Annotated in this window: 19 protein-coding genes; 13 read left to right on the top strand and 6 right to left on the bottom strand. The window is 67.9% G+C overall.

The window, feature by feature from the left end; all coding sequences use genetic code 11:
- The first annotated feature begins 100 nt into the window (after positions 1-100).
- From typA to ACFVYF_RS34415, 8 genes are all read left to right on the top strand, one after another.
- Complete coding sequence (gene typA, locus ACFVYF_RS34450) at positions 101-2,008, top strand: translational GTPase TypA (RefSeq protein WP_389461777.1); 1,908 nt, start codon at positions 101-103, stop codon at positions 2,006-2,008.
- Positions 2,009-2,591: 583 nt separating this feature from the next.
- A complete protein-coding gene (locus ACFVYF_RS34445; RefSeq protein WP_389461775.1) occupies positions 2,592-3,620 on the top strand; it encodes an ABC transporter permease in 1,029 nt (342 codons plus the stop codon).
- Positions 3,621-3,731: 111 nt separating this feature from the next.
- The gene (locus tag ACFVYF_RS34440) at positions 3,732-5,528 is read left to right on the top strand and encodes an ABC transporter substrate-binding protein (RefSeq protein ID WP_389461773.1); all 1,797 of its coding nucleotides are present in this window, start codon (positions 3,732-3,734) and stop codon (positions 5,526-5,528) included.
- Between the two features lie 81 nt (positions 5,529-5,609).
- Entirely contained in the window at positions 5,610-6,587 is a 978-nt protein-coding gene (locus ACFVYF_RS34435) for an ABC transporter permease (RefSeq protein WP_389461771.1), read from the top strand.
- Positions 6,588-6,639: 52 nt separating this feature from the next.
- Complete coding sequence (locus ACFVYF_RS34430; protein WP_389461769.1) at positions 6,640-7,704, top strand: ABC transporter ATP-binding protein; 1,065 nt, start codon at positions 6,640-6,642, stop codon at positions 7,702-7,704.
- A 53-nt stretch (positions 7,705-7,757) separates the two neighbouring features.
- Positions 7,758-8,867, top strand: coding sequence for an ABC transporter ATP-binding protein (locus ACFVYF_RS34425; RefSeq protein WP_389461827.1), 1,110 nt, complete (start codon positions 7,758-7,760; stop codon positions 8,865-8,867).
- 78 nt (positions 8,868-8,945) lie between these two features.
- The gene (locus ACFVYF_RS34420) at positions 8,946-9,449 is read left to right on the top strand and encodes a DinB family protein (RefSeq protein WP_389461767.1); all 504 of its coding nucleotides are present in this window, start codon (positions 8,946-8,948) and stop codon (positions 9,447-9,449) included.
- Positions 9,442-9,834, top strand: coding sequence for a VOC family protein (locus tag ACFVYF_RS34415; RefSeq protein ID WP_389461765.1), 393 nt, complete (start codon positions 9,442-9,444; stop codon positions 9,832-9,834). Before ACFVYF_RS34420 ends, ACFVYF_RS34415 begins: the two co-directional genes overlap by 8 nt.
- Before the next feature lie 144 nt (positions 9,835-9,978).
- Here ACFVYF_RS34415 and ACFVYF_RS34410 read toward each other — a convergent pair whose 3' ends face one another.
- The 5 genes from ACFVYF_RS34410 to ACFVYF_RS34390 all read right to left on the bottom strand — a co-directional run bounded on the left by ACFVYF_RS34410 (position 9,979) and on the right by ACFVYF_RS34390 (position 16,116).
- The gene (locus ACFVYF_RS34410) at positions 9,979-11,025 is read right to left on the bottom strand and encodes an ABC transporter ATP-binding protein (RefSeq protein ID WP_389461763.1); all 1,047 of its coding nucleotides are present in this window, start codon (positions 11,023-11,025) and stop codon (positions 9,979-9,981) included.
- 26 nt (positions 11,026-11,051) lie between these two features.
- Positions 11,052-12,077: an ABC transporter ATP-binding protein gene (locus ACFVYF_RS34405; protein ID WP_389461761.1), complete on the bottom strand. Its 1,026-nt coding sequence runs from the start codon at positions 12,075-12,077 to the stop codon at positions 11,052-11,054.
- 10 nt (positions 12,078-12,087) lie between these two features.
- Complete coding sequence (locus ACFVYF_RS34400; protein ID WP_389461759.1) at positions 12,088-13,068, bottom strand: ABC transporter permease; 981 nt, start codon at positions 13,066-13,068, stop codon at positions 12,088-12,090.
- Positions 13,069-13,219: 151 nt separating this feature from the next.
- Positions 13,220-15,004, bottom strand: a complete 1,785-nt coding sequence (locus tag ACFVYF_RS34395; RefSeq protein WP_389461757.1) for an ABC transporter substrate-binding protein — start codon at positions 15,002-15,004, stop codon at positions 13,220-13,222.
- Between the two features lie 83 nt (positions 15,005-15,087).
- The gene (locus ACFVYF_RS34390; protein WP_389461755.1) at positions 15,088-16,116 is read right to left on the bottom strand and encodes an ABC transporter permease; all 1,029 of its coding nucleotides are present in this window, start codon (positions 16,114-16,116) and stop codon (positions 15,088-15,090) included.
- Positions 16,117-16,616: 500 nt separating this feature from the next.
- On the opposite strand from ACFVYF_RS34390, the gene ACFVYF_RS34385 reads away from it, so the two are divergent.
- The 5 genes from ACFVYF_RS34385 to ACFVYF_RS34365 are packed head-to-tail and all read left to right on the top strand — an operon-like array spanning position 16,617 to position 22,450.
- On the top strand, positions 16,617-18,248 hold the full coding sequence (locus tag ACFVYF_RS34385) for an ABC transporter substrate-binding protein (RefSeq protein WP_389461753.1): 1,632 nt from the start codon (positions 16,617-16,619) through the stop codon (positions 18,246-18,248).
- Between the two features lie 52 nt (positions 18,249-18,300).
- Positions 18,301-19,224 (top strand): ABC transporter permease, encoded by a 924-nt coding sequence (locus tag ACFVYF_RS34380; protein ID WP_389461751.1) that lies wholly within the window; start codon positions 18,301-18,303, stop codon positions 19,222-19,224.
- On the top strand, positions 19,217-20,197 hold the full coding sequence (locus tag ACFVYF_RS34375) for an ABC transporter permease (protein WP_389461749.1): 981 nt from the start codon (positions 19,217-19,219) through the stop codon (positions 20,195-20,197). The genes ACFVYF_RS34380 and ACFVYF_RS34375 overlap by 8 nt, the downstream gene beginning before the upstream one ends.
- A 5-nt stretch (positions 20,198-20,202) precedes the next feature.
- Positions 20,203-21,177, top strand: a complete 975-nt coding sequence (locus tag ACFVYF_RS34370; protein WP_389461747.1) for an ABC transporter ATP-binding protein — start codon at positions 20,203-20,205, stop codon at positions 21,175-21,177.
- The gene (locus ACFVYF_RS34365; protein WP_389461745.1) at positions 21,170-22,450 is read left to right on the top strand and encodes a dipeptide ABC transporter ATP-binding protein; all 1,281 of its coding nucleotides are present in this window, start codon (positions 21,170-21,172) and stop codon (positions 22,448-22,450) included. The genes ACFVYF_RS34370 and ACFVYF_RS34365 overlap by 8 nt, the downstream gene beginning before the upstream one ends.
- Before the next feature lie 149 nt (positions 22,451-22,599).
- Here ACFVYF_RS34365 and ACFVYF_RS34360 read toward each other — a convergent pair whose 3' ends face one another.
- The gene (locus ACFVYF_RS34360; RefSeq protein WP_389461743.1) at positions 22,600-24,732 is read right to left on the bottom strand and encodes a prolyl oligopeptidase family serine peptidase; all 2,133 of its coding nucleotides are present in this window, start codon (positions 24,730-24,732) and stop codon (positions 22,600-22,602) included.
- Between the last annotated feature and the right edge of the window lie 81 nt (positions 24,733-24,813).

The following is a 24,813-nucleotide window of genomic DNA, read 5'->3' as shown; positions in this document are numbered from 1 at the left end:
CGTCAGGGCCACGTACCATGGGGTAAGGCCGTGGCGTGTTCAGCCCGGCAGGCCCCGCGCTGCGGAGGCCGTCCACTCACTCCGGGAGAAGCGCCTCAATATGGCCACGCGCCACGACATCCGCAACGTCGCCATCGTCGCCCACGTCGACCATGGCAAGACCACCCTGGTCGACGCCATGCTCAAGCAGGCCGGTGCCTTCGCCGCGCACGCCGCCGAGTCGCTTGACGACCGCATGATGGACTCGAACGACCTGGAGCGTGAGAAGGGCATCACGATCCTGGCCAAGAACACGGCGGTCAAGTACCACCCGAAGGATGGCGGCGACGTCATCACCATCAACATCATCGACACCCCCGGCCACGCCGACTTCGGCGGTGAGGTCGAGCGCGGTCTGTCGATGGTCGACGCCGTCGTGCTGCTGGTCGACGCCTCCGAGGGTCCGCTGCCGCAGACCCGCTTCGTGCTGCGCAAGGCGCTCCAGCAGCGCCTGCCGGTCATCCTGTGCATCAACAAGACCGACCGCCCCGACTCCCGGATCGACGAGGTCGTCAACGAGACGTACGACCTCTTCCTGGACCTGGACGCGGACGAGGAGCAGATCGAGTTCCCCATCGTCTACGCGTGTGCGCGTGACGGCGTGGCCTCGCTGACCAAGCCGGAGGACGGCACCGTCCCGGCCGACAGCGACAGCCTGGAGCCCTTCTTCTCCACGATCCTCTCGCACGTCCCGGCCCCCGAGTTCGACGAGGCCGCCCCGCTCCAGGCGCACGTCACGAACCTGGACGCCGACAACTTCCTCGGCCGTATCGCGCTGCTCCGCGTCGAGCAGGGTGAGCTGCGCAAGGGCCAGACCGTCACGTGGATCAAGCGCGACGGCACGATGTCCAACGTGCGCATCACCGAGCTGCTGATGACCGAGGCGCTCACCCGCAAGCCCGCCGAGATGGCGGGCCCCGGTGACATCTGCGCCGTGGCCGGTATCCCGGACATCATGATCGGCGAGACCCTCGCCGACCCCGAGAACCCGATCGCGCTGCCGCTGATCACGGTCGACGAGCCGGCGATCTCGATGACCATCGGTACGAACACCTCGCCGCTGGTCGGCCGTGGCGGCACCGGCAAGGGCGCCTCCGCCAAGGCCGCCGTCAAGGACCGCAAGGTCACCGCCCGTCAGGTCAAGGACCGCCTGGACCGCGAGCTGATCGGTAACGTCTCGCTCCGCGTGCTCGACACCGAGCGCCCGGACGCCTGGGAGGTGCAGGGCCGTGGTGAGCTGGCGCTCGCCATCCTGGTCGAGCAGATGCGCCGCGAGGGCTTCGAGCTGACCATCGGCAAGCCGCAGGTCGTCACCCAGGTCATCGACGGCAAGGTGCACGAGCCGGTCGAGCGCATGACGATCGACGTGCCCGAGGAGCACATGGGCGCGGTCACGCAGCTCATGGGTGTCCGCAAGGGCCGCATGGACAACATGTCGAACCACGGCTCGGGCTGGGTCCGGCTGGAGTTCGTCGTCCCCTCGCGCGGACTCATCGGCTTCCGGACCGAGTTCCTGACCGGTACGCGCGGCACGGGCATCGCCCACTCCATCCACGAGGGCCACGAGCCGTGGTTCGGCACCCTGACGACCCGTAACAACGGTTCGCTGGTCGCCGACCGCGCGGGCGCCGTCACCGCCTTCGCGATGACGAACCTCCAGGAGCGCGGCGTGCTGTTCACCGACCCCGGCACCGAGGTGTACGAGGGCATGATCGTCGGCGAGAACTCGCGCGCCGACGACATGGACGTGAACATCACCAAGGAGAAGAAGCTCACCAACATGCGGTCGGCCGCCGCCGACTCGTTCGAGGCGATCGTCCCGCCGCGCAAGCTCTCGCTGGAGCAGTCCCTGGAGTTCTGCCGCGACGACGAGTGCGTCGAGGTGACCCCGGAGGCCGTTCGCATCCGCAAGGTCGTCCTCGACCAGAAGGAGCGCGGTCGCTCCGCGAGCCGCGCCAAGCACGGCTGATCCTGCGCAACTGAACCCGGGTGTCCCCTTCTTGGGGGCACCCGGGTTTTTTGTGCGCGCTGATCCAGCCGTTCCGGCCGCGCCGCGCAACCGGTTTTCCCGGCCCAGGTGTCCGGAATCCGGACGCCCACACCCGATACGTATGTAACACGTCCGTTTCGCGGGCTTCTCCGGCGGATCCGTTTGCCCAGATTTTGGAAGATGTACCGGTCAGCTGTGATTGAACCGAGACCTAAAGACAGTGGTCGGTATCTGGCTCATGCCAGATAGTTAGCCGCGTAACGCTCGGGTCAATGGGTCATGCGCTGCTGGGCAGCGCCGACTCACGAGCACTGTGGGGTGTTTGACCCTCCGTCAGGGGTGTCGGAGGACAGTCATGGACCCCTCCTGTCCGTGCACCGGTTGAGTCATGAGGAGGCACACAATGCCAACTACGCGTGTTCATCTGCGAGTTGTCGCACTTCGCGCGCTCACGCGCCGCGCTCGATAGGCATCCGTCTCTCCTGATCCGCATGGTCCGACCAGTGGCCGTCCACACCCGGTGGCGGCCACCGGCTCGGCGTACCCATGAAATGGACGAATCATGACGAGTCCGATCGAGATCGAGGGCGCGCAGACCTTCCCCGAGGTGGACGAGAAGGCGGGACCGGGGTCCGTCGAGCAGCCGGAGAAGCCGGAAGGCAGGTCGCCCGGCCAGCTGATGTGGCGCCGGTTCAAACGGGACCGCAGCGGTGTGGTCTCGGCGTACATCGTGTTCTTCTTCTTCCTGGTCGCCGCCCTCGCCCCGCTGATCGCGAAGCTCTACGGCAAGGACCCGTACACGCTGTACGGCCAGGACGACCCGCTGCTGCTGAACGACTTCAACATGCCCGCCGGACCCAACGGCGGCATCACGACGCAGTTCTGGTTCGGGATCGAACCCACCCTGGGCCGCGATGTGTTCACCCAGCTGCTGTACGGCATGCGCACCTCGCTCTACACGGCGCTCGCGGCGACCGTCGCCATGGTGGCCATGGGCATCGTGATCGGCCTGGTCGGCGGGTACTTCGGCGGCAAGGTCGACTACTGGCTCGGCCGGCTCACGGACTTCCTGCTCGCCTTCCCGCAGCAGCTGTTCATGATCGCGGCGATGCCGGTGATCACCACGGTGTTCGTCGCCCCGGACGAGGAGACGCCGACCTACATCCACACGCTCGCGATCGTCGGCGTGCTCTGGTTCCTCGGCTGGATGGGACTCGCCCGGCTGATCCGGGCGGTCACCCTCTCACTGCGCGAGCGGGAGTTCGTCGAGGCGGCGAAGGTCGCGGGGGCCTCCCCGTGGCGGATCATCCGCAAGGAACTGCTGCCCAACCTCGTCACACCGATCCTGGTGCAGGGCACATACATGCTGCCCAGCACCATTCTCTCGGTCGCCTTTCTCTCCTTCGTCGGTGTCGGCTACTCCGAACCGACCCCGGACTGGGGCCGGATGTTCGCCATCGGAGCGGACATCTACGAACAGGACCCGGTCTACATGTTCTTCCCGGGTGTCGCGATGGTCGTCTTCGTCGTGGCGTTCAACCTCCTCGGCGACTCGGTCAGGGACGCCTTCGATCCCAAGACCGGCCGCTGACCCGAGGGCGCGAGGCGCTGCCACCCGGGAGCCGGCGATGTCCGGCCGTGCACTGCCAGGCAGCACCAGTGGATCACTGATCACTACTCACAGGCAGGTGGACTCGACTCGATGAGCATCCTCAGATCCCGCAGAGCGCGGACCGCCGTTGTCGCGGTCGCGGCCGGCGCCCTGGCGCTGGCCGGCTGCAGCGACAACGGCAACAGCGGCACGCAGGGCAAGAGCAAGAGCAAGAAGGAGGCCGCCGCGCAGTCGGCCGCGGTGAAGCTGGGCACCGCGCAGGACTCCACGGGACCGGCCGCCGAGGTCAAGGGAGCCCGGTCCGGCGGCACCATGCAGGTCTATCAGGAGACCGACTTCTCGCACCTCGACCCCGGCCAGATATACGTCAGCGACGGCGGCCTGCTCTCCAAGCTCATCTACCGCGGCCTGACGACGTACAAGGAGGACGCCAAGGGCGGCCTCACCGTCGTCGGCGACCTCGCCACCGACCCCGGCAAGGCGTCGGACGGCGGCAAGACGTGGACGTACACGCTGAAGAGCGGGGTCAAGGACGAGACGGGGCACGTCATCGACTCGGCCGACGTGCGGCACACCATCGAGCGGCTCTACGACCCGTTCATCACGGACGGTCCGAGCTACGTCCAGCAGTGGCTCTCGGGACTGGGCACCACCTACCGCGACGCCTACGCCGGCCCGTTCAAGGGCAAGCACCTGCCCGACTCGGTCCTGTCGACCCCCGACGACAAGACGATCGTCTTCCACTTCGAGAACGCGCAGCCCGACCTGCCGCAGGCCCTGGCCATGGCCGGCTACTCCCTCGTCCCCGAGAAGACGGACACCAAGGCCAAGTACGACACCAAGCCGGTCGCCGTCGGCCCGTACAAGATCTCGGAGTTCAAGGCCGGCAAGAGCGTGAAGCTCGTCAAGAACGCCAACTGGGACGCCGCGACCGACCCGATGCGCCACCAGTACGTCGACGGCTTCGACATCGAGGTCAACCACGACGACGAGGACCAGACCAAGACGATCCTCGCCGACCGCGGGGACGCCAAAAACGCCGTCATGTTCACCGGTCAGGTCGCCACCACGCAGGTGCAGAAGGTGGTCTCCGACGCCGCCGCGATGAAGCGCACGATCCAGGGCTACGCCCCGTACGTGTGGCAGATGAACTTCAACATGGACCGCCTCAAGGACAAGAAGATCCGCGACGCGATCACCTACGCCATGCCGGCCACCTCGGTCTACAAGGCCGACGGCGGAGCGTACGGCGGTGAGGTCGCCAACAGCCTGATGTCGCCCACGACTCCGGGCTACCAGAAGGACTTCGACCCCTTCAACCGGTCCAAGAAGCCCAACGGCGACATCGCCAAGGCCAAGCAGCTGATCGAGGAGGCCGGCGCCAAGGGCAAGAAGATCGTCTACGCCTACGCCAACATCCCGGTCCGCCAGCAGCAGGCCGTCCTCATCGAGAACGCGCTGGAAAAGATCGGCCTGGACGTCCAGAAGAAGGAGATCGACTCCGCCACCTGGTACGAGCAGGTCGGCAAGGTCAAGAACGGCTACGACATCTACATGACCGGCTGGGGCCAGGACTGGGCGTCCGCCAACACGGTCTTCCCGCCGCTGTACGACGGCAAGCAGATCCAGGACGGTGCGTCGAACTACGCGCACATCAACGACGACCACGTGAACTCCGAGATCCAGCGCATCCAGCAGATCACGGACTCCGCCGAGTCGGCCAAGGCCTGGACCGCTCTCAACCAGTACATCAGCGAGAAGGTCAACCCGGCGGCGCCGATCTACTACACCAAGGTGTTCCAGATCGCCGGCTCCAACGTGGGCGGCCTGCGCTACTCCACGGTGACGAGCTACACCGACGTCACCCAGGTCTACCTCAAGAGCTGACCGCGATCCCGGGGCGCACTGCGCGCAGTGCGCCCCGGGCGCTCCTGTCCCTGGCCGCCGTCCCGAGAGCAGCGTTCCGCCATGCTTCGATTCATCATTCGCCGGACGTTCGGCGCGGTTCTCATCCTCCTGCTGATCAGCGCCTTCACCTTCTTCATGTACTACGCCATCCCCCAGGACCCGGCGACGCTGGCGTGCGGCAAGAACTGCACCCCGGACGCGCTGGCGATCATCCACAAGAACCTGGGCCTGGACGAGCCGGTGCCGGTGCAGTACTGGAAGTTCCTCGTCGGTGTCTTCGCCGGCCGTGACTTCGCCGTCGGGCACTGTCCCGCGCCCTGCTTCGGCGTCTCCTTCCGGGACCAGCAGATGGTCTGGGACACGATCATGGACCGCTTCCCGCTGACCCTCTCCCTCACCGTCGGCGGCCTGGTCGTCTTCCTGGTGGTGGGCCTCGGCACCGGCATGATCGCCGCCCGCTTCCGGGGGACCTGGCTGGACAAGATGTTCAGCAGCTTCTCGCTGGTGCTCAGCTCGATGCAGATCTACTTCCTCGGCCCGGTCGTCCTCGGCCTCTTCGTCTACAGCACCGGCTGGCTGAGCAAGCCCAAGTACGTGCCGCTCACGGACAATCCGGCGAAGTGGTTCATGGGTCTGCTGATCCCCTGGCTGGTGATGTCCGTCATCTTCACGGCCAACTACACCCGGCTGTCGCGCTCGACGATGATCGAACAGCTCCAGGAGGAACATGTGCGGGCGGCCCGCGCGAAGGGCATGGCCGGGCGGTACGTGTTCTTCCGGTACGCCTGGCGCGGCTCGCTGATCCCCATCCTCACCATCCTCGGCATCGACCTCTCCGCCCTGCTCGGCGGCGCGGTCGTCACGGAGTTCACCTTCGGGCTCGCCGGCCTCGGGCGCCTGGCCGTGGAGTCCGTGGTCGGCAAGGACCTGCCCAAGCTGCTGGGCGTGATGATCGTCAGCGCCGCGTTCATCCTGCTGCTGAACGTGATCGTGGACGCCCTGTACGCCGTCATCGATCCTCGCGTGCGCCTGTCGTGAGCGCCGTACGCCTCCTCGCCAGTCCCGTGCCGTCGTCCTGGGAGAAACCGCAGTGACCACACTCACCAAGCCGGGGGACACCCCGGCGCCCACCGGATCCCGGGCGTTCCTCTCGGTTCGCGACCTGCGGGTGCGGTTCGGCACGGAGGACGGCGTCGTCAAGGCGGTCGACGGGCTGTCCTTCGACATCGAGCGGGGTACGACCCTCGGCATCGTCGGCGAGTCCGGGTCGGGGAAGTCGGTCACCAACCTGACCATCCTGGGTCTGCACAACCCGATGACGACGACCGTCGAGGGCGAAATCGTCCTGGACGGACAGGAGTTGACCACCGCCACGGAGAGCGAGTTCGAACGGCTCCGCGGCAACAAGATGGCGATGATCTTCCAGGACGCGCTGACCGCACTGTCGCCGTACCACACGGTGGGGCGGCAGGTCGGCGAGCCGTTCCGCAAGCACACCGGGGCCTCGAAGCGGGAGGCACGGCAGCGGGCGATCGAGATGCTGACCAAGGTCGGCATCCCGAGCGCCAAGGACCGGGTGGACGACTATCCGCACCAGTTCTCCGGCGGTATGCGCCAGCGGGTGATGATCGCGATGTCCCTGGTCTGCGACCCGGATCTGCTGATCGCCGACGAGCCGACCACCGCCCTCGACGTGACCGTCCAGGCCCAGATCCTGGACCTGCTGAAAGACCTCCAGCAGGAGTTCGGTTCCGCGATCATCATGATCACCCACGATCTGGGGGTGGTCGCGAACATGGCCGACGACCTGCTCGTGATGTACGCGGGCCGCGCGGTCGAGCGCGGCACGATCCGCGAGGTGCTGAAGTCGCCCCAGCATCCCTACACCTGGGGGATGTTGGGCTCGATGCCCCGGCTGTCGGCCGATGTGGGCGAGCCGCTGACCCCGATTCCCGGGGCGCCGCCCTCGCTGCTGAATCCTCCGTCGGGGTGTCCCTTCCATCCGCGCTGTGCCTTCATGGAACAGGTCGAGGGATCCGACCGCTGTGTGGACGTACGGCCCGAGTTGCCGGTGGGCCGGGGTTCCGCCTGCCATCTGACCCCGGACCGCAAGAACCGGATCTTCACCGAGACGATTCAGCCCCGGCTGGGCTGAGGGGGCTGACTGTGAGCGAGCAGAACACCGGTACCGCGGTGACGGCCGACGCGATTCCCGGGCAGCGGGACGCGCCGCACGGCGAACCGCTGATGCGGGTCACCGACCTGACCAAGCACTTCCCGGTCAAGGGAGGCTTCCCGATCCGCCGTACGGTGGGCGCGGTCCAGGCGGTGGACGGCGTCTCCTTCGACGTCCATCCCGGCGAAAGCCTCGGCCTGGTGGGCGAGTCGGGCTGCGGCAAGTCCACGACGGGCCGGCTGCTGACCCGGCTCATCGAGCCGACCGCGGGCACGATCACCTACCGCGGGCAGGACATCACCCGGGCGGGACGCCGGCAACTGGCGCCGATCCGCTCCGAGATCCAGATGATCTTCCAGGACCCGTACGCCTCCCTGAACCCCCGCCAGACGGTCGGCACGATCATCTCCTCGCCGATGGAGATCAACGACGTCCGGCCGCCCGGCGGCCGCGAGGCGCGGGTGCGCGAGCTGCTGGAGATCGTCGGCCTCAACCCCGAGCACTACAACCGCTTCCCGCACGAGTTCTCCGGCGGTCAGCGCCAGCGCATCGGCGTCGCCCGGGCGCTGGCCCTCTCCCCGAAGCTGATCGTGGCCGACGAGCCGGTCTCCGCGCTGGACGTCTCGATCCAGGCGCAGGTGGTGAACCTGCTCCAGGAGGTCCAGCGGGAGATGGGCATCGCGTTCGTGTTCATCGCCCACGACCTGGCCGTCGTACGGCACTTCTCGCACCGGGTGGCCGTGATGTACCTCGGCAAGATCGTGGAGGTCGCCGACCGCGCGTCGTTGTACGCGGGGCCGCGGCACCCGTACACCCACGCCCTGCTGTCGGCCGTGCCCGAGGCGGACATCGACGCGGAGAAGAAGGAACGCATCCGGCTCCAGGGCGATGTGCCGTCCCCCATCTCCCCGCCGTCCGGCTGCCGGTTCCGCACGCGCTGCTGGAAGGCGCAGGACAAGTGCGCCCAGGAGGAGCCCCCGCTGATCCAGCTGTCGGGCAACATCGAGGGTCATCTGACGGCCTGTCACTTCCCGGAGGAACCGACCATCGAGGCCCGCGGCGAGGACATCGTCCTGGACCCGGCGCTGGTGGCACTGGAGGAGGATGTCGCCGACGGCGGGAAGCCTGCGGCCGGCGGCTGACGGGGGCGCGACCGGTCGCGGGGCGCGGGGGACTTAATCGTTCGACACCGCGTCCGCGACCGGGGATGCTTCACCGCGATGACGCGAACCGACACGCCTCCCGCCTGGGACGAGCGCTCACAGCTGACCACCTTCCTCGACTACGCCCGCGACACGGCCCGCGCCAAGTGCGAGGGGGCCTCCCAGGAGGACGCCCGCAAGGCGCCGCTGCCCGGGTCCCCGCTGATGACCCTGTGCGGGGTGGTCAACCACCTGCGCTGGGTCGAGTACTACTGGTTCCAGGTCGTCTTCCTCGGCGAGGAGGACGAAGGGCCCTGGACGGACGAGGACCCCGACCGGGAGATGCGGATCGCCGTCGACATCCCGCTGACCGAGCTCCTGCAGCAGTACGAGGAACAGGCCGCCCGCTACCGGGAGTTGGTGACCGGCCACGACCTCGGCGCCGCGGCGAAGCGCCCCATCCGGGACGGCCTGCAGGTCGACCTCCGCTGGATCCTGCTGCACCTGATCGAGGAGACGGCCCGCCACAACGGGCACTTGGACATCCTGCGCGAACTCGCCGACGGGCAGACCGGTGACTAGGGCGCACCGGCCGAACCCCGCCATCCGCTCGCTCACCTTCGACTGCACGGCCGACCCTTACGAACTCGGGCTCTTCTGGAGCGAGTTGCTCGGCCGGCCGCTCGACGACGACGACAAGCCCGGCGATCCGGAGGCGCTGATCCGGGACCCCGACGGCGGGCCGAGGCTGCTCTTCGTCCGGGTTCCCGAGGGCAAGACGGCCAAGAACCGGATCCATTTCGACCTCCAGCCGCACGGCCGCACACGCGCCGAGGAGGTGGAGCGGGCGATCGGTCTGGGCGCTCGCCTGATCGCGGACCACACCCGGCCGGACGGCGGCGGCTGGGTCCTCCTGGCCGACCCCGAGGGCAATGAATTCTGTGTGGAGCGCGGGGAGTTGGGCTGAGGCTCGGTCTTCCGCCAAGAAGAAGGCCCGTGCACTCCCAGAGGAGGCACGGGCCTTCGTCCCCGGGAACCGGCGTTCGGGCTCGGGTCAATGGGCCGGCGAAGGTCGGTCCCGCCGGTCACGGGCTGACGGAAAAGGGGTGTGTCAGGCCGCGACCTCGGGGTCCTTGGAGAGACGGGGCGAGGGGACGGTCGCCTGGGTCTCCGGGTAGTGGCAGGCCGTCAGGTGACTGGCGTTGTCGCCCTCGATCCGCACCAGCGGCGGCGCCTCGGACGCGCACTTGTCCGTCGCCTTCCAGCACCGGGTGCGGAAGCGGCAGCCGGACGGCGGGTTGATCGGTGAGGGGACGTCACCGGTGAGCAGGATCCGCTCCCGGGCCGGCACGTCGTCCGCGGTCGCCTCGGGCACGGCGGACAGCAGCGCGCGCGTGTAAGGGTGGCGCGGGTTCTCGTACAGGTCCGCCCGGTCGGCGATCTCCACGATCCTGCCGAGGTACATGACCGCCACGCGCTGCGAGAAGTGCCGTACGACGGCGAGGTCGTGGGCGATGAACAGGAAGGCGATGCCCAGGTTCTTCTGCAGCTCCTGGAGCAGGTTCACCACCTGCGCCTGGATCGACACGTCCAGCGCGGAGACCGGCTCGTCGGCCACGATCAGCTTCGGCTCCAGGGCCAGCGCGCGGGCGACGCCGATGCGCTGGCGCTGACCGCCGGAGAACTCGTGCGGGAAGCGGTTGTAGTGCTCCGGGTTGAGGCCCACGGTCTCCAGCAGCTCGCGCACGCGCTTCTCGCGGCCGCCCGCCGGGTCGATGCCGTTGATCTCCATCGGACCGGAGATGATCTTGCCGACCGTCTGCCGCGGGTTGAGCGACGCGTACGGGTCCTGGAAGATCATCTGGATCTCGGAGCGGACCGGCGCCAGTTGCCGGCGTCCCGCGTGCGTGATGTCCTGCCCGCGGTACGTGATCTTGCCGGCCGTCGGCTCCAGCAGACGCGTGATCAGGCGCCCGGTGGTCGACTTGCCGCAGCCGGACTCGCCGACCAGGCCCAGGCTCTCGCCCTCGGCGACCTGGAAGTCGAGTCCGTCGACGGCCTGGACGGCGCCGATCGTCCGCCGGATCGGGAAGCCCCCCTTGATCGGGAAGTGCTTCGTCAGACCGGAGACGTCCAGGAGGGGATGGGTGCTGCTCATGGTGGGGAAGTCCCGTCTCTTGTACGTCAGTGGGCCCGGGAACCGGCGAAGTCGGCGAACAGTTCGCCCTTCTGCTCCGGGGTGAGGTGGCAGGCGGCTCCGCGCCCGTCCACGACCTCCAGGGCCGGCTGCTGCGAGGCGCACAGCCCGCCCTCGACCTTCTCGGCGAAAGCACACCGAGGGTGGAAGCGGCAGCCGGTGGGCGGGTTCAGCAGCGAGGGCGGCGAGCCCGGGATCGGGGACAACGGCACGTCGACCGGCCCGTCCAGGCTCGGCATCGAGCCGAGCAGCCCGAGCGTGTACGGGTGCTGCGGTGACCGGAGCACCTCGTTCTTGGTGCCCCGCTCCACACAGCGGCCGCCGTACATCACCAGCACGTCGTCCGCGATGTCGGCGATCACGCCCAGGTCGTGGGTGATGAAGATGATCGCCGTGCCGAACTCCTGCTGGAGGTCCTTGAGCAGGTCCATGATCTGGGCCTGGACCGTCACGTCGAGCGCCGTGGTCGGCTCGTCCGCGATCAGCAGTTCGGGGTCGCAGACCAGCGCCATGGCGATCATCGCGCGCTGGCGCATACCGCCGGAGAACTGGTGGGGGTAGTCGTCCACGCGGACGTCCGGCTGCGGGATCCCGACGCGCTTGAGCATCTCGATCGACCGCGCCCGGGCCACCTTCTTGGAGGCACCGGTGTGCTTGCGGTACGTCTCGCCGATCTGCGCACCGATCGTGTGGTACGGCGACAGGGAGGCCAGCGCGTCCTGGAAGATCATGGACATCTTGTTGCCGCGCAGCTGCTCCATCTCCCGCTCGGTGGCGGTGATGAGCTCCTTGTCGTCGAGCAGGATCTCGCCGTCGAGCGCGGTGTTGCGCGGGTCGTGCAGACCCAGGACCGCCATGTTCGTCACGGACTTGCCGGAGCCCGACTCGCCGACGATACCGAGGGTCTTGCCCTTCTCCACGTCGAAGGAGAGCCCGTCGACGGCCTTGACGACGCCGTCTTCGGTGGAGAAGTGCACACGCAGATCGCGTACGGAGAGGAAGGGGGTACTCATGAGTCTCTCCTTAAGCGAGGCGCACGCGGGGGTCGATGAGGGCGTACAGGGCGTCGACGACGATGTTGAAGACGACGATCGCGCCCGCCGCGACGAGCACCACACCGAGCAGCATCGGCAGGTCGTTGGTGCCGACCGCCTTGACCGAGAGCATGCCGAGGCCCTGCAGGCTGAAGGTCGACTCGGTGATGATGGCGCCGCCGAGCAGCACACCGAGGTCGAGGCCGAAGATCGTGACGATCGGGCCCATGGCACCGCGCCAGGCGAACCGGAAGAACACCGTCCGGCGGGACAGGCCCTTGGCCTTGGCGGTGCGCACGTAGTCCTCGCTGAGCGCCTCGACCATCTGGGAGCGCGTCATACGGGTGTAGTTGGCGGTCCAGATCAGGGAGAGCACGATCCACGGGACCAGCAGACCCTGGGCCCACAGGGCCGGGTTCTCCGTGAAGGGCGTGTAGTGGGCGCGGTCCAGCAGGTGCCACTGGTCGACCAGGAGGTAGGTGGCGAGCACGCCGACGACGTAGATCTGCATCGAGGACGCGATCAGCGAGGCCGAGCTGGCGATCTTGTCCACGGCCTTGCCCTGCTTGACGGCGGCCAGCATGCCCGCGCCGATGCCGAACGTCAGGTAGACCACCGAGCTGCCGAGCGACAACGAGAGCGTGGTCGGGAAGCGGTCCATGATGGTGCCGAGGACCGGCTCACGGCTCTGGAACGAGTATCCGAGGCACGGCGCAGGGCAGTTGCCGAAGGACGTGTACTCACGCCCGACGAACAGGCCCTTGAGCCACTCGAAGTACTGCACCGGGAGCGGGTCGGCGATCCCCAGGTTCTTCCGCACCAGGGCCAGGGTCTCCGGGGTGCAGACCTTGCCGCACGCGATGCGGGCGGGGTCGCGCGGGGCGGCGTAGAACAGGACGAACACCAAAGCGCTGATGATCAGCAGGATCACCGCGGCGCCGAGGGTTCGGCGGACAAGGAAGCGGAACATGGCAGTGGGTTTTCCTGACGGATGCCGTTGGGGGTGAGGAGGCGGGGCGGCTCAGAGCCGCCCCGCCCGAGGGCCTGGCCGGCGGATCATGCGGTAGGTCGCGCCGTAGAACGGCACCGCAGGATCCACCGGACAGCCCCTAGGCCGGTCGTCAGGCCTTCACGAACGTCTTGTAGAGCAGGGTGGCGGAGAAGTTCGGGTCGAACTGCGCGCCGCCGACCTTCGAGCCGTGGACGTAGTAACGGCGCTGGTACATCTCGGGGATGATCGGCGCGACCTCGGTCATGATCCGCTTGTCGAGGGCCGCCCAGGCCTTGCCCGCCGTCTGCTGGTCGGCGATGACGGCGTTCTTCTTGATGCCCTCGTTGATCCAGCTGACGTTCGTCTGCGAGACGTTGTTCATGCCGTTGCCGATGGCGTCACCGTCGAACAGCGGCTGGATCATCGTGTACGCCGTCGGCCAGTCCGGGGACCAGCCGAACCACATCACGTCGTAGTTGTTGTCGATCTGCTGGATCTGGTCGTAGTACGACGTCGAGTCGACGGGCTTGATGACCGGGGTGAAGCCGGCCGCCTTGAGCGCGTTCTCGATGACGACCTTGGTCTTGTTGTACGTCGGGTCCTGCGGGAAGGCGTAGACGATCTTCTGGCCTTCCTTGCCGGCTTCCTTCAGCAGCTTCTTGGCGGCCGCCGGGTCACCCGCGGGCTTCTTCAGCTTGCCGTAGACGTCGAACTTCTCGCGGCCGATGATGTCGGGGCTGAGGATCGTCGACGCGAAGTCACCGGAGGACGGACCGCCGTAGATCTTGCGGATCTGCTCCAGCGGCCAGGCGTGGATGATCGCCTGGCGGACCTTGAGGTCGGTGACGCGCTTGGTGTTGATCGCGTAGTAGTAGGTGCCGGTGAGCAGACCGTTGAAGGTGCGCTTCTTCAGCTCCGGGTCGGTGAGGACCTTCTGGATGCGCTCGGCGGGCACGCCCTTGTAGATCGAGACCGCGAACTGGTCGTTGCCCTGGTCGGCGATGAACCGGTCGGTGCCGTCCAGCGTCTCGACGCCGAAGGTGAACTCGAAGCCGTCCGGGTAGGCGTTGCGGATCGAGTCCGTCGCCGGGTCCCAGTTCTTGTTGCGCGTCAGCGTCATCGACTTGTCGGTGGTGTGGTTCTTGATCTTGTACGGGCCACACGCGACCGGGTTCTTGTCGTACTTCTCCTTGGTGTCCAGCTTCACCGGCACCGCGGCGTAGGAGTGCATCGCCAGCGTGAAGTTGAAGTCCGGCTTCGCCTCCTTCAGGTTGAAGGTGATCGTCTTCTTCGCCTTGTCGATGACGATCGCGTCGAGGTGCTTGCCGCCGTAGGGGCCCTCGTACGCGTCACGCCACTTGCCGCCCGCGCCGGTCAGCGCCATCTGCGCGTAGTTGGCGCCCTCGGTGATGAACTTGGCGAAGGAGCGCTCGAAGGCGTGGCGGACGTCCTCGACGGTCAGCTCGCTGCCGTCCTCCCACTTCAGACCGTCCTTCAGCGTGAAGGTCCAGGTCTTGTTGCCGTTGGAGGCCTTGCCGGTGTCGGTGGCCAGGTCACCGACGAGCTTCTGCTTGCCGGAGGAGTCGATCTTGTAGCCGGTGAGGCAGCGGTGGAGGAGCAGCGCGACCGTGGAGTTGTACGCGTAGTAGATGCGCTGCGGGTCCAGGTGCGAGAAGTCGTCCGGGGCCAGACCGTAGATCGTGCCGCCCTTCTTCGCACCGCTGATCTCCGGGGCGGGACCGGTCGAGTCGGCCTTGGTGCCGACGGTGACCTTGGCGCCGGTGTACTCGGTGGCGCCGCCGCTGGGAGAGCTGCCGCCGCCCCCGCCGTTGCCGCTGCTGCACGCGGAGAGGACCGTCGTGCCCGCTGCCGCGACAGACGTGGCTATGACGAAGTTTCTGCGGGAAAGAGACATGGTGGCCTGGCCCGTTCTTGTGGATGGGAGACGTGCTGTGCGCCCCGGCCGGAGCCCCGTCGCCCTGGCCGGAGTGGAGTGGTTCAGCGCTTGGTCTTCGGGTCCAGTGCGTCGCGGACCGAGTCACCGAGCAGGTTGAAGGCGACGACGAAGATCACCATGGAGATGCCCGGGACGAGCATGAAGGTGATGTCGTCCTGGTAGTACTTGGCACCGAACTGGAGCATCACGCCCCAGTCCGGAGTGGGGTCCGTGAGGCCGACGCCGAGGAACGCGAGGCCGGCTTCGGCCGTGACGTAGGCCGGCAGCAGGAGCGTCGACTGGATGAGGATCGGCGTCCACAGGTTGGGAAGCAGTTCCTTGAAGATGATCCGCGCGGGGGAGGCGCCGGTGACCTTGGCCGCCTCGACGAACTCGCGCTCGCGCAGGGCGAGTACCTCACCGCGCAGCAGGCGGGCGATGGAGGCCCAGCCGAACGCGGTCATCACGAGGATGAGGCTGGTGACCGTCAGCCAGTCCGGGGTGTTCTCCTCCGGAGAGACGAAGATGGCCAGAACCACCGGCCAGAAGGCGATGAAGAACAGCGTCTGGGGGAAGGCCAGCAGGATGTCGATGACCCGGCCCACGAGGTAGTCCGTCTTCCCGCCGAGATAGCCGGCGGTGATGCCCACGACGACACCGAGCAGGGTGGTCAGCAGGGTGGCCACACCGGCGATCAGCAGCGAGTTGCGCATGCCGTAGAGCAGGAAGGTCATGACGTCGCGACCGAGCATCGGTTCGACGCCGAGCCAGAACTCGCTGCTGATGCCACCGTTGGGCTTGATCGGGAAGCTGAACTCGTTGAGCAGGCCGGGCTGGTTCATGCCGTACGTCGTGTACGGGTTCTTCCCGTACAGCTTGGAGATCAGCGGCGCACCGATCGCCACGACGAAGAAAAAGATCACCACATAGGCGGAGATGACACCCGATCGGTCGCGTTTGAACCTGCTCCATGCGAGCCGTCCCGGCGAGCGGCTCTCACTGCCCTTGGGGGCGGGAGACTTCGCCGGTATCGCGGTGGCTTCGTCGGTCACCTCAAGCGGGGCGGCCGCGGAAGGAGTTGGGGGGGTCATGGTGCTCCAGGCCCGAGGGTCAAGGGCTCCGCAGGGCGCTCCCTACGGGCTACGCCGGACTTTTTCAACGCAATTCATTCAAGGTCAATAAATTCTCGGCCCCCTTGGGTTTCTCTTTACTTTCTTGACCTCGACTTGACCTCGGCGTAACTACGCGTGTAGCGCACTGTGGCCGATCCGTGTCCGGAAACGGTCCAACCGGGCTTATCGGGCAATGAGTTCGATATCCGGACGGGTGTGTCTCGGAATGCGTACATCGGGTGGGTGTAATCCAACGGTTCCGCATCGAACCGTGAAGATCCATTGCGCGGTTCGGCGAGACGCTCTGGAGGCGACCCGGGAAGGCCGGCCGCCCCGCGCGCCCGGCATACGTACATCCGGATGGCGCGTCCCCCCGAACGGGTGGGGTGAATGTGCGGTACATCCCTTAGGGCCTGATATTGGCGGGAAGGCACAGCGCTCCGGCGCTGGAGGCACGGCGCACTCTGAGGAGGCACTCCATGCGTGGAGCCACGCACGCCAAATGGGCCGCATGCGCGGCGGCGGTAGCCCTCGCGGCGACCGCCTGCGGAGGCGGGGGAAGTGACAGCGGCGGCGGCGACGGCTCCGGGATCCTCAGTTCCTCCTGGGGCGACCCGCAGAACCCGCTGGAGCCGGCCAACACCAACGAGGTGCAGGGCGGCAAGGTCCTCGACATGCTCTTCCGTGGTCTGAAGCGCTACAACGCCAAGACCGGCAAGGCCGAGGACATGATGGCGGACAAGATCGAGTCCTCGGACTCGCAGAACTTCACCGTCACGATCAAGGACGGCTGGAAGTTCAGCAACGGCGAGGCCGTCACCGCCCAGTCGTACGTGGACGCCTGGAACTACGGTGCCAGCCTCAAGAACAACCAGAAGAACGCCTACTTCTTCGGGTACATCGACGGGTACGACAAGGTCCACCCCGACTCCGGCAGCCAGAGCGCGGACACGCTGTCGGGGCTCGCGGTCAAGGACGCCAAGACCTTCACCGTCAAGCTCAACCAGAAGTTCTCGACCTTCCCCGACACCCTCGGCTACGCGGCCTACTCGCCGCTGCCGAAGGCGTTCTTCGACAACCACGCGGCCTGGCTGAAGAAGCCTGTCGGCAACGGCCCCTACACCGTGGACTCGTACACCAAGGGCTCCCAGATGTCCCTGCGCAAGTGGGACGCCTACCCGGGCACGGACAAGGCGGAGAACGGCGGGGTGGACCTGAAGGTCTACACCGACAACAACACCGCCTACACCGACCTCATGGCCGGCAACCTCGACCTCGTCGATGACGTGCCCGCCTCCCAGCTCAAGAACGTGAAGAGCGACCTCGGGGATCGGTACATCAATACACCCGCCGGAATCATCCAGACGCTGGCTTTCCCGTTCTATGACAAGAACTGGGACAAGAGCGGGATGGAGAAGGTCCGCACGGGCCTGTCCATGGCGATCAACCGCAAGCAGATCACCCAGACGATCTTCCAGAACACCCGCACCCCGGCCACCGACTGGACCTCGCCGGTCCTCGGGGCGGAGGGCGGCTTCAAGGAAGGGCTGTGCGGGAACGCCTGCGACTACAACGCCAGTGAGGCCAAGAAGCTGATCGATGACGGCGGCGGCCTCCCGGGCGGGCAGGTCAAGATCTCGTACAACGCCGACACCGGCTCCCACAAGGAGTGGGTGGACGCCGTGTGCAACAGCATCAACAACGCCCTCGGCAACGACAAGGCCTGCGTCGGCAACCCGGTCGGCACCTTCGCCGACTTCCGCAACCAGATCGGCCGGCACAAGATGCCCGGTCCGTTCCGGGCCGGCTGGCAGATGGACTACCCGCTGATCCAGAACTTCCTGCAGCCGCTCTACTACACCAACGCCTCCTCCAACGACGGCCAGTGGTCCAACAAGGACTTCGACAAGCTCGTCAACGAGGCGAACGCCGAGACCGACAGTGCCAAGGCGGTCAAGCTCTTCCAGCAGGCCGAAGAGGTCGTACGGGACAACATGGCCGCCATCCCGCTCTGGTACCAGAACGGCAGCGCCGGCTACTCGGACAAGATCTCCAACGTGGCGCTCAACCAGTTCAGCGTCCCCGTCTACAACGAGATCAAGGTCAGCTGAGCCGCGCCGGGCGGCCCGCGGCCGGGGCCGCCCCACTATCTCCGGAGCCCTCATGGGACGGTACGTAATCCGGCGTCTGCTGCAGATGATCCCGGTCTTCATCGGCGCCACACTGTTGATCTTCCTGATGGTGAACGTGATGGGAGATCCCATCGCGGGCCTGTGCGGCGACAGACAGTGCGACCCCGCGACGGCCGCCCAGCTCAAGAAGGAGTTCGGCCTCGACAAGCCGGTGTGGCAGCAATACCTGACCTACATGGGCAACGTCTTCACCGGCGACTTCGGCACCGCCTTCAACGGGCAGAAGGTCACCGAGCTGATGTCGACCGCCTTCCCCGTCACCATCCGGCTGACCGTCGTCGCGATCCTCTTCGAGGTCGTCATCGGGATCCTGCTGGGCGTCATCACCGGCCTGCGCCGCGGACGCCCCGTCGACAGCGGGGTGCTGCTGCTGACCCTCGTCGTCATCTCCGTGCCCACCTTCGTCACCGGCCTGGTCCTGCAACTGCTGCTCGGCGTCGAATGGGGCTGGATCAAACCGTCGGTGTCCTCGGACGCCGCGTTCGGCGAGCTGATCGTGCCGGGGCTGGTCCTCGCCTCGGTGTCGCTCGCCTACGTGACCCGGCTGACCCGGACCTCCATCGCGGAGAACAAGCGGTCCGACTACGTCCGTACGGCCGTCGCCAAGGGACTGCCCCGGCGCCGGGTGATCGTCCGGCATCTGCTGCGCAACTCGCTGATCCCCGTGGTCACCTTCATCGGCACGGACATCGGCGCGCTCATGGGCGGCGCGATCGTCACCGAGCGGATCTTCAACATCCACGGCGTCGGCTTCCAGCTCTACCAGGGCATCCTGCGGCAGAACACCCAGACGGTCGTGGGCTTCGTGACCGTCCTGGTCCTCGTCTTCCTGGTCGCCAACCTGCTCGTCGACCTCCTCTACGCCGTACTCGACCCGAGGATCCGCTATGCCTGAGCAGCCGTACGAGCCAGAGGGCGCCATCGCCTCGACCGGCATGGGCGGCGCGATGGACCTCGCCACCAGCGAGGCGTCCACCCTGGAGAAGACCCCGGGCGGCCCCGAAGGCACCGGACCGCAGGAGAAGCCGCGCTCGCTCTGGTCCGACGCCTGGCGGGACCTGCGGCGCAACCCCGTCTTCATCATCTCCGCGCTCGTCATCCTCTTCCTGGTCTTCATCTCGCTCTGGCCCTCGCTGATCGCCTCCCAGAACCCCCTCAACTGCAACCTCGCCAAGGCCCAGGAGGGCTCCCAGCCGGGCCACCCCTTCGGCTTCGACGGCCAGGGCTGCGACGTCTACACGCGGACCGTGTACGGCACCCGGGTCTCCATCACCGTCGGCGTCTGCGCCACGCTCGGCGTCGCGATCCTCGGCTCGGTCCTCGGCGGGCTCGCCGGCTTCTTCGGCGGGATGTGGGACGCGATCCTGTCCCGGATCACGGACATCTTCTTCGCGATCCCCGTGGTGCTCGGCGGTCTGGTCCTGCTCTCCGTGGTGACCAGCAACACGGTCTGGCCGGTCATCGGGTTCATGGTGCTGCTCGGCTGGCCGCAGATCTCCCGGATCGCCCGCGGCTCGGTCATCACCACCAAGCAGAACGACTACGTCCAGGCGGCCCGCGCCCTCGGCGCCTCCCACTCGCGGCTGCTGCTCCGCCACATCACGCCCAACGCGGTCGCCCCGGTGATCGTCGTCGCGACCATCGCGCTCGGTACGTACATCGCGCTCGAGGCGACGCTCTCGTACCTCGGGGTCGGGCTGAAGCCGCCGACGGTGAGCTGGGGCATCGACATCTCCGCGGCCTCCGCCTACATCCGGCAGGCCCCGCACATGCTGCTGTGGCCCGCCGGCGCCCTCGCGATCACGGTGCTCGCGTTCATCATGCTCGGCGACGCGGTGCGCGACGCCCTCGACCCGAAGCTGAGGTGACCGACGTGCTGCTCGAAGTGCGCGACCTGCACGTGGAGTTCCGGACCCGGGACGGTGTCGCCAAGGCCGTCAACGGGGTCACCTACAGCGTGGACGAGGGCGAGACGCTCGCCGTCCTCGGCGAGTCGGGCTCCGGCAAGTCGGTGACGGCACAGGCGGTCATGGGCATCCTCGACACGCCCCCGGGGAAGATCACCGGCGGCGAGATCCTCTTCCGGGGCAAGGACCTGCTGACGTTCAAGGAGGAGGAGCGGCGCAAGGTCCGCGGCGCCGAGATGGCGATGATCTTCCAGGACGCGCTGTCCTCGCTGAACCCGGTGCTCAGCGTCGGTGAGCAGCTCGGGGAGATGTTCACCGTGCACCGCGGGATGTCCCGGAAGGACGCCCGCGCGAAGGCCGTCGAACTGATGGAACGGGTGCGGATCCCGGGCGCCGCCCAGCGGGTGCGCGACTATCCCCACCAGTTCTCCGGCGGTATGCGCCAGCGCATCATGATCGCCATGGCGCTGGCCCTCGAACCGGCGCTGATCATCGCCGACGAGCCGACCACCGCGCTCGACGTCACCGTCCAGGCCCAGGTCATGGATCTGCTGGCCGAGTTGCAGCGCGAGCTCAACATGGGGCTCATCCTCATCACCCACGACCTCGGCGTGGTCGCGGACGTCGCCGACAAGATCGCCGTCATGTACGCGGGCCGGATCGTCGAGTCGGCGCCGGTCCACGACATCTACAAGGCGCCCGCGCACCCGTACACCAAGGGCCTGCTCGAATCGATCCCGCGTCTGGACCAGAAGGGCCAGGAGCTCTACGCGATCAAGGGCCTGCCGCCGAACCTGATGCACATCCCGCCGGGCTGCGCCTTCAACCCGCGCTGCCCGATGGCCCAGGACGTGTGCCGCACCGAGGTGCCGCCGCTCTTCGAGGTGTCCGAGGACCGCGGGAGCGCCTGCCACTTCTGGAGGGAGTGTCTGCATGGCTGAGACGACGGCAGGGACCGCGGTGGAGCCGGCGACCGAGCCCCTGCTGGAGGTCAGCGGCCTGGTCAAGCACTACCCCCTCACCCAGGGCATCCTCTTCAGGAAGCAGATCGGCGCGGTCAGAGCGGTCGACGGCGTCGACTTCCGGCTCGGCCACGGCGAGACCCTCGGCATCGTCGGCGAGTCCGGGTGCGGCAAGTCGACGGTGGCCAAGATGCTGGTCAACCTGGAGAAGCCGACGGCCGGGACGATCCGGTACAAGGGCGAGGACATCACCACCCTGTCCGGCCGGGCCCTCAAAGCCGTACGGCGCAACATCCAGATGGTCTTCCAGGACCCGTACACCTCGCTCAACCCCCGGATGACCGTCGGCGACATCATCGGGGAGCCGTACGAGATCCATCCCGAGGTCGCGCCGAAGGGCGACCGCAGGAAGCGGGTGCAGGACCTCCTGGACGTGGTCGGGCTCAACCCCGAGTACATCAACCGCTATCCGCACCAGTTCTCCGGCGGGCAGCGCCAGCGCATCGGCATCGCCCGCGGACTGGCCCTGCGGCCAGAGATCATCGTCGCCGACGAGCCGGTCTCCGCGCTCGACGTCTCCGTCCAGGCCCAGGTCATCAACCTGCTCGACAAGCTCCAGGACGAGTTCAACCTGTCGTACGTGTTCATCGCGCACGACCTGTCGATCGTGCGGCACATCTCCGACCGGGTCGGGGTGATGTACCTCGGGCGGATCGTGGAGACGGGCAGGGACGCCGAGATCTACGACCATCCGACGCATCCCTACACCCAGGCGCTGCTCTCCGCCGTGCCCGTGCCCGATCCGGAGGCCCGCGAGCACCGGGAGCGGATCATCCTCACCGGTGACGTGCCCTCGCCGGCGAACATCCCCTCCGGGTGCCGCTTCCGTACCCGCTGCTGGAAGGCGCAGGAGCGCTGCGCCCTGGAGGTGCCGCTGCTCGCGGTACCGGCCGAGTTCCGGCTCACCGTGGGGCCCGCCGCGCACGACTCCGCCTGCCACTTCGCGGAGGAGAAGCGCGTGGTCCCGCCGGAGGACAACCGGGTGCTGCCGCCGGAGCCGGGCACCGCGGTCGTCCCGGAACGGGACCCGGTAGTGCCGGAGCGGGACCCTGCCGTCCCGGAGCGGGGCCCGGTGGTGCCCCTGGAGAAGCGGCTGAAGCCGCCGGTGGACAAGCCCCTGGCACCGCCCGAGGAGCCGCCCGGGAAGGCGCCCGGCACGTCGCCCGAAGAGCCGCCCGAGCCCTCGGCATAACCGCACAAATGCGCATGAACTTGGTTTACACACAGGCAACTTGGCGGAAGCGGTACCGATATACGGACGCGCCAAGGTGAACACCGTACGGCCGTGCGGGTGCCGTAGACGGGCCGGGGCGCGCCATGTCGCCCCGGCCTGTCGCATGCTCAGCCGGTGATGCCGAGCGAGCGCTTCAGGAAGTCCACCTGGAGCAGCAGCAGGTTCTCGGCGACCTGTTCCTGCGGGGTCATGTGGGTGACGCCCGAGAGGGGCAGTACCTCGTGCGGGCGACCCGCCGCCAGCAGCGCGGAGGACAGCCGCAGACTGTGGGCCACCACCACGTTGTCGTCGGCGAGACCGTGCACGATCATGAGCGGCCGGTGCGGCCGGGCGGGCGCCGACAGCCCCTCGTCGGTGACCAGCGAGCTCTTCGCGTACGCCGTCGCGGCGAGCCCCGGGTCGCCCAGGTACCGCTCGGTGTAGTGGGTGTCGTAGAGCCGCCAGTCGGTGACCGGGGCGCCCGCGATGCCCGCGTGGAAGACGTCCGGGCGGCGCAGGACGGCCAGCCCCGCGAGCCAGCCGCCGTACGACCAGCCGCGGATCGCCACCCGGGAGAGGTCGAGCGGGTGGGTCTCGGCGAGCCCGTGCAGCGCGTCCACCTGGTCGTCGAGGGAGAGCGTGAAGTCGTCGCGGACCGCCTTCTCCCAGGCCGGGGAGCGCCCCGGAGTGCCGCGGCCGTCGGCCACCACCACCGCGAAGCCCTGGTCGGCGAACCACTGTGAGGTGAGGTGCGCGTTGTGCGCGGCCAGCACCCGGGAGGCGTGCGGACCGCCGTACGGATCCATGAGGACAGGGAGCGGGGTGTCATCGGAGTAGTCGGCAGGCATCAGCACGGCGCATGGGATTTTCCGTGCGCCCCCTTCCGTGAGGGTCACGCGCGGGGACAGACCGGGACGTTCCGCGTACGACGTCACGGTCGCCGCACGCTTCCCCTCGCGCAGCACCTGCACCTGGGCGCCCGGACGGCCGGGCACCGCGGAGACGAGCACCGTCACGCGTCCGGCGCGAACCGCCGAGTGCACGCCGGGCTCCTGCGAAAGGCGCTCCACCCCGAGCTCGTTGACCCGGTACACATGGACCTCGCCGATCTCCGGGGAGGCCGCCTTCGTGCCGGCCGACGCCGAGATCAGTACGTCGTCGGCCGAGACGTCCAGCACCGCTCGGACGTGCAACTGCGGTCCGGTGAGCGGGCGTTCACCGAAGGCGAGCACGCGCGCGCCGCCCTCGTCGGCGATCCGCACGAGCTGTCCGCCGGGGCTCCAGCACGGCACACCGGGGAAAAGATCAAGCCATTGTGGATCTTCGTCCGCGTGCACCATCCGGGTCGAGCCGGTGTCCGGGTCGACGGCCAGGAACAGCTGGCTGCGCTGGTCCCTGGCCTGCACGAGCACCAGCGGCGCTCCCGCCGCTGACCAGTGCACATGCGCCAGGTACGGATAGCGGGCCCGGTCCCACACGACCTCCGTGCGCACCCCGTCGAGACCGATCACGAAAAGCCGTACGTGCGCGTTGTCGGTGCCCGCCGCCGGATAGGCGACCTGCTGCGGATCGCTCTCCGGCTGTGCCGGATCGGAGATCCACCAGCGCTTCACCGGCGCGTCGTCGACCCGGGCGACCAGCAGCCGGTCCGACTCCGGCGACCACCAGAAGCCGCGTGAACGCCCCATCTCCTCGGCCGCGATGAACTCGGCAAGGCCGAAGGAAACGGTCGCCGGATCCGCCCCGGGCTCCGGCTCCGCGACCACCCGGTCGTCCCCGCCCTCGGCACCGACCACACGCAGGGCGCCCTGGGCGACGTACGCGACCCACCGCCCGTCGGGGGAGGGGCGAGGGTCGATCACCGGTCCCGGGACGCGGAGTTCACGTGCCGTGCCGGCCCGCAGCTCCGCCGTGAAAAGCCGCCCTGACAAGGCGAAAGAGGCCAACTCGCCCGCCGCGTCGGTGGCGTAGGAGACGATCCCGGCACCGCCCTCCCGGCTGCGCTCCCGGCGCGCCCGCTCCTGCGCCGACAGCCGCTCCGTGCCGCCCCCGAGCAACGCCTGTGGATCGGCGGCGACGCGTTCCTCGCCGTCGGCGACATCGAGAACCCACAGCAGATTCGCCCGGTCCGTACCGGAGCGCGACCGCAGAAACACCACACGGGAACCATCGGGGGACACGGTGAACGCGCGCGGCGCGCCGAGCGTGAACCGCTGGGTGCGCGCCTGCAGGCGCGGGAAGGAAAGGGGCTCGGTCGTCATGCCCCGACCATATTGGCCATGCGCCCCCTTGTGCGGCCGTGCGCCGATCGATGCGCGCGTACGGATAGTTATGATCACTAG

The sequence above is a fragment of the Streptomyces sp. NPDC058274 genome, from assembly GCF_042881375.1.
Lineage (GTDB): Bacteria > Actinomycetota > Actinomycetes > Streptomycetales > Streptomycetaceae > Streptomyces.
Note: the sequence above shows the minus strand (reverse complement) of the source record. Positions and strands in the feature narration are given on the sequence as shown.

Bases quoted from the DNA above. Each gene is read 5' to 3' on its own strand.
- typA (WP_389461777.1), top strand. From the start codon at position 101: ATGGCCACGCGCCACGACATCCGCAACGTCGCCATCGTCGCCCACGTC.
- ACFVYF_RS34445 (WP_389461775.1), top strand. From the start codon at position 2,592: ATGACGAGTCCGATCGAGATCGAGGGCGCGCAGACCTTCCCCGAGGTG.
- ACFVYF_RS34440 (WP_389461773.1), top strand. From the start codon at position 3,732: ATGAGCATCCTCAGATCCCGCAGAGCGCGGACCGCCGTTGTCGCGGTC.
- ACFVYF_RS34435 (WP_389461771.1), top strand. From the start codon at position 5,610: ATGCTTCGATTCATCATTCGCCGGACGTTCGGCGCGGTTCTCATCCTC.
- ACFVYF_RS34420 (WP_389461767.1), top strand. From the start codon at position 8,946: ATGACGCGAACCGACACGCCTCCCGCCTGGGACGAGCGCTCACAGCTG.
- ACFVYF_RS34410 (WP_389461763.1), bottom strand. From the start codon at position 11,025: ATGAGCAGCACCCATCCCCTCCTGGACGTCTCCGGTCTGACGAAGCAC.
- ACFVYF_RS34405 (WP_389461761.1), bottom strand. From the start codon at position 12,077: ATGAGTACCCCCTTCCTCTCCGTACGCGATCTGCGTGTGCACTTCTCC.
- ACFVYF_RS34400 (WP_389461759.1), bottom strand. From the start codon at position 13,068: ATGTTCCGCTTCCTTGTCCGCCGAACCCTCGGCGCCGCGGTGATCCTG.
- ACFVYF_RS34395 (WP_389461757.1), bottom strand. From the start codon at position 15,004: ATGTCTCTTTCCCGCAGAAACTTCGTCATAGCCACGTCTGTCGCGGCA.
- ACFVYF_RS34390 (WP_389461755.1), bottom strand. From the start codon at position 16,116: ATGACCCCCCCAACTCCTTCCGCGGCCGCCCCGCTTGAGGTGACCGAC.
- ACFVYF_RS34385 (WP_389461753.1), top strand. From the start codon at position 16,617: ATGCGTGGAGCCACGCACGCCAAATGGGCCGCATGCGCGGCGGCGGTA.
- ACFVYF_RS34380 (WP_389461751.1), top strand. From the start codon at position 18,301: ATGGGACGGTACGTAATCCGGCGTCTGCTGCAGATGATCCCGGTCTTC.
- ACFVYF_RS34375 (WP_389461749.1), top strand. From the start codon at position 19,217: ATGCCTGAGCAGCCGTACGAGCCAGAGGGCGCCATCGCCTCGACCGGC.
- ACFVYF_RS34365 (WP_389461745.1), top strand. From the start codon at position 21,170: ATGGCTGAGACGACGGCAGGGACCGCGGTGGAGCCGGCGACCGAGCCC.
- ACFVYF_RS34360 (WP_389461743.1), bottom strand. From the start codon at position 24,732: ATGACGACCGAGCCCCTTTCCTTCCCGCGCCTGCAGGCGCGCACCCAG.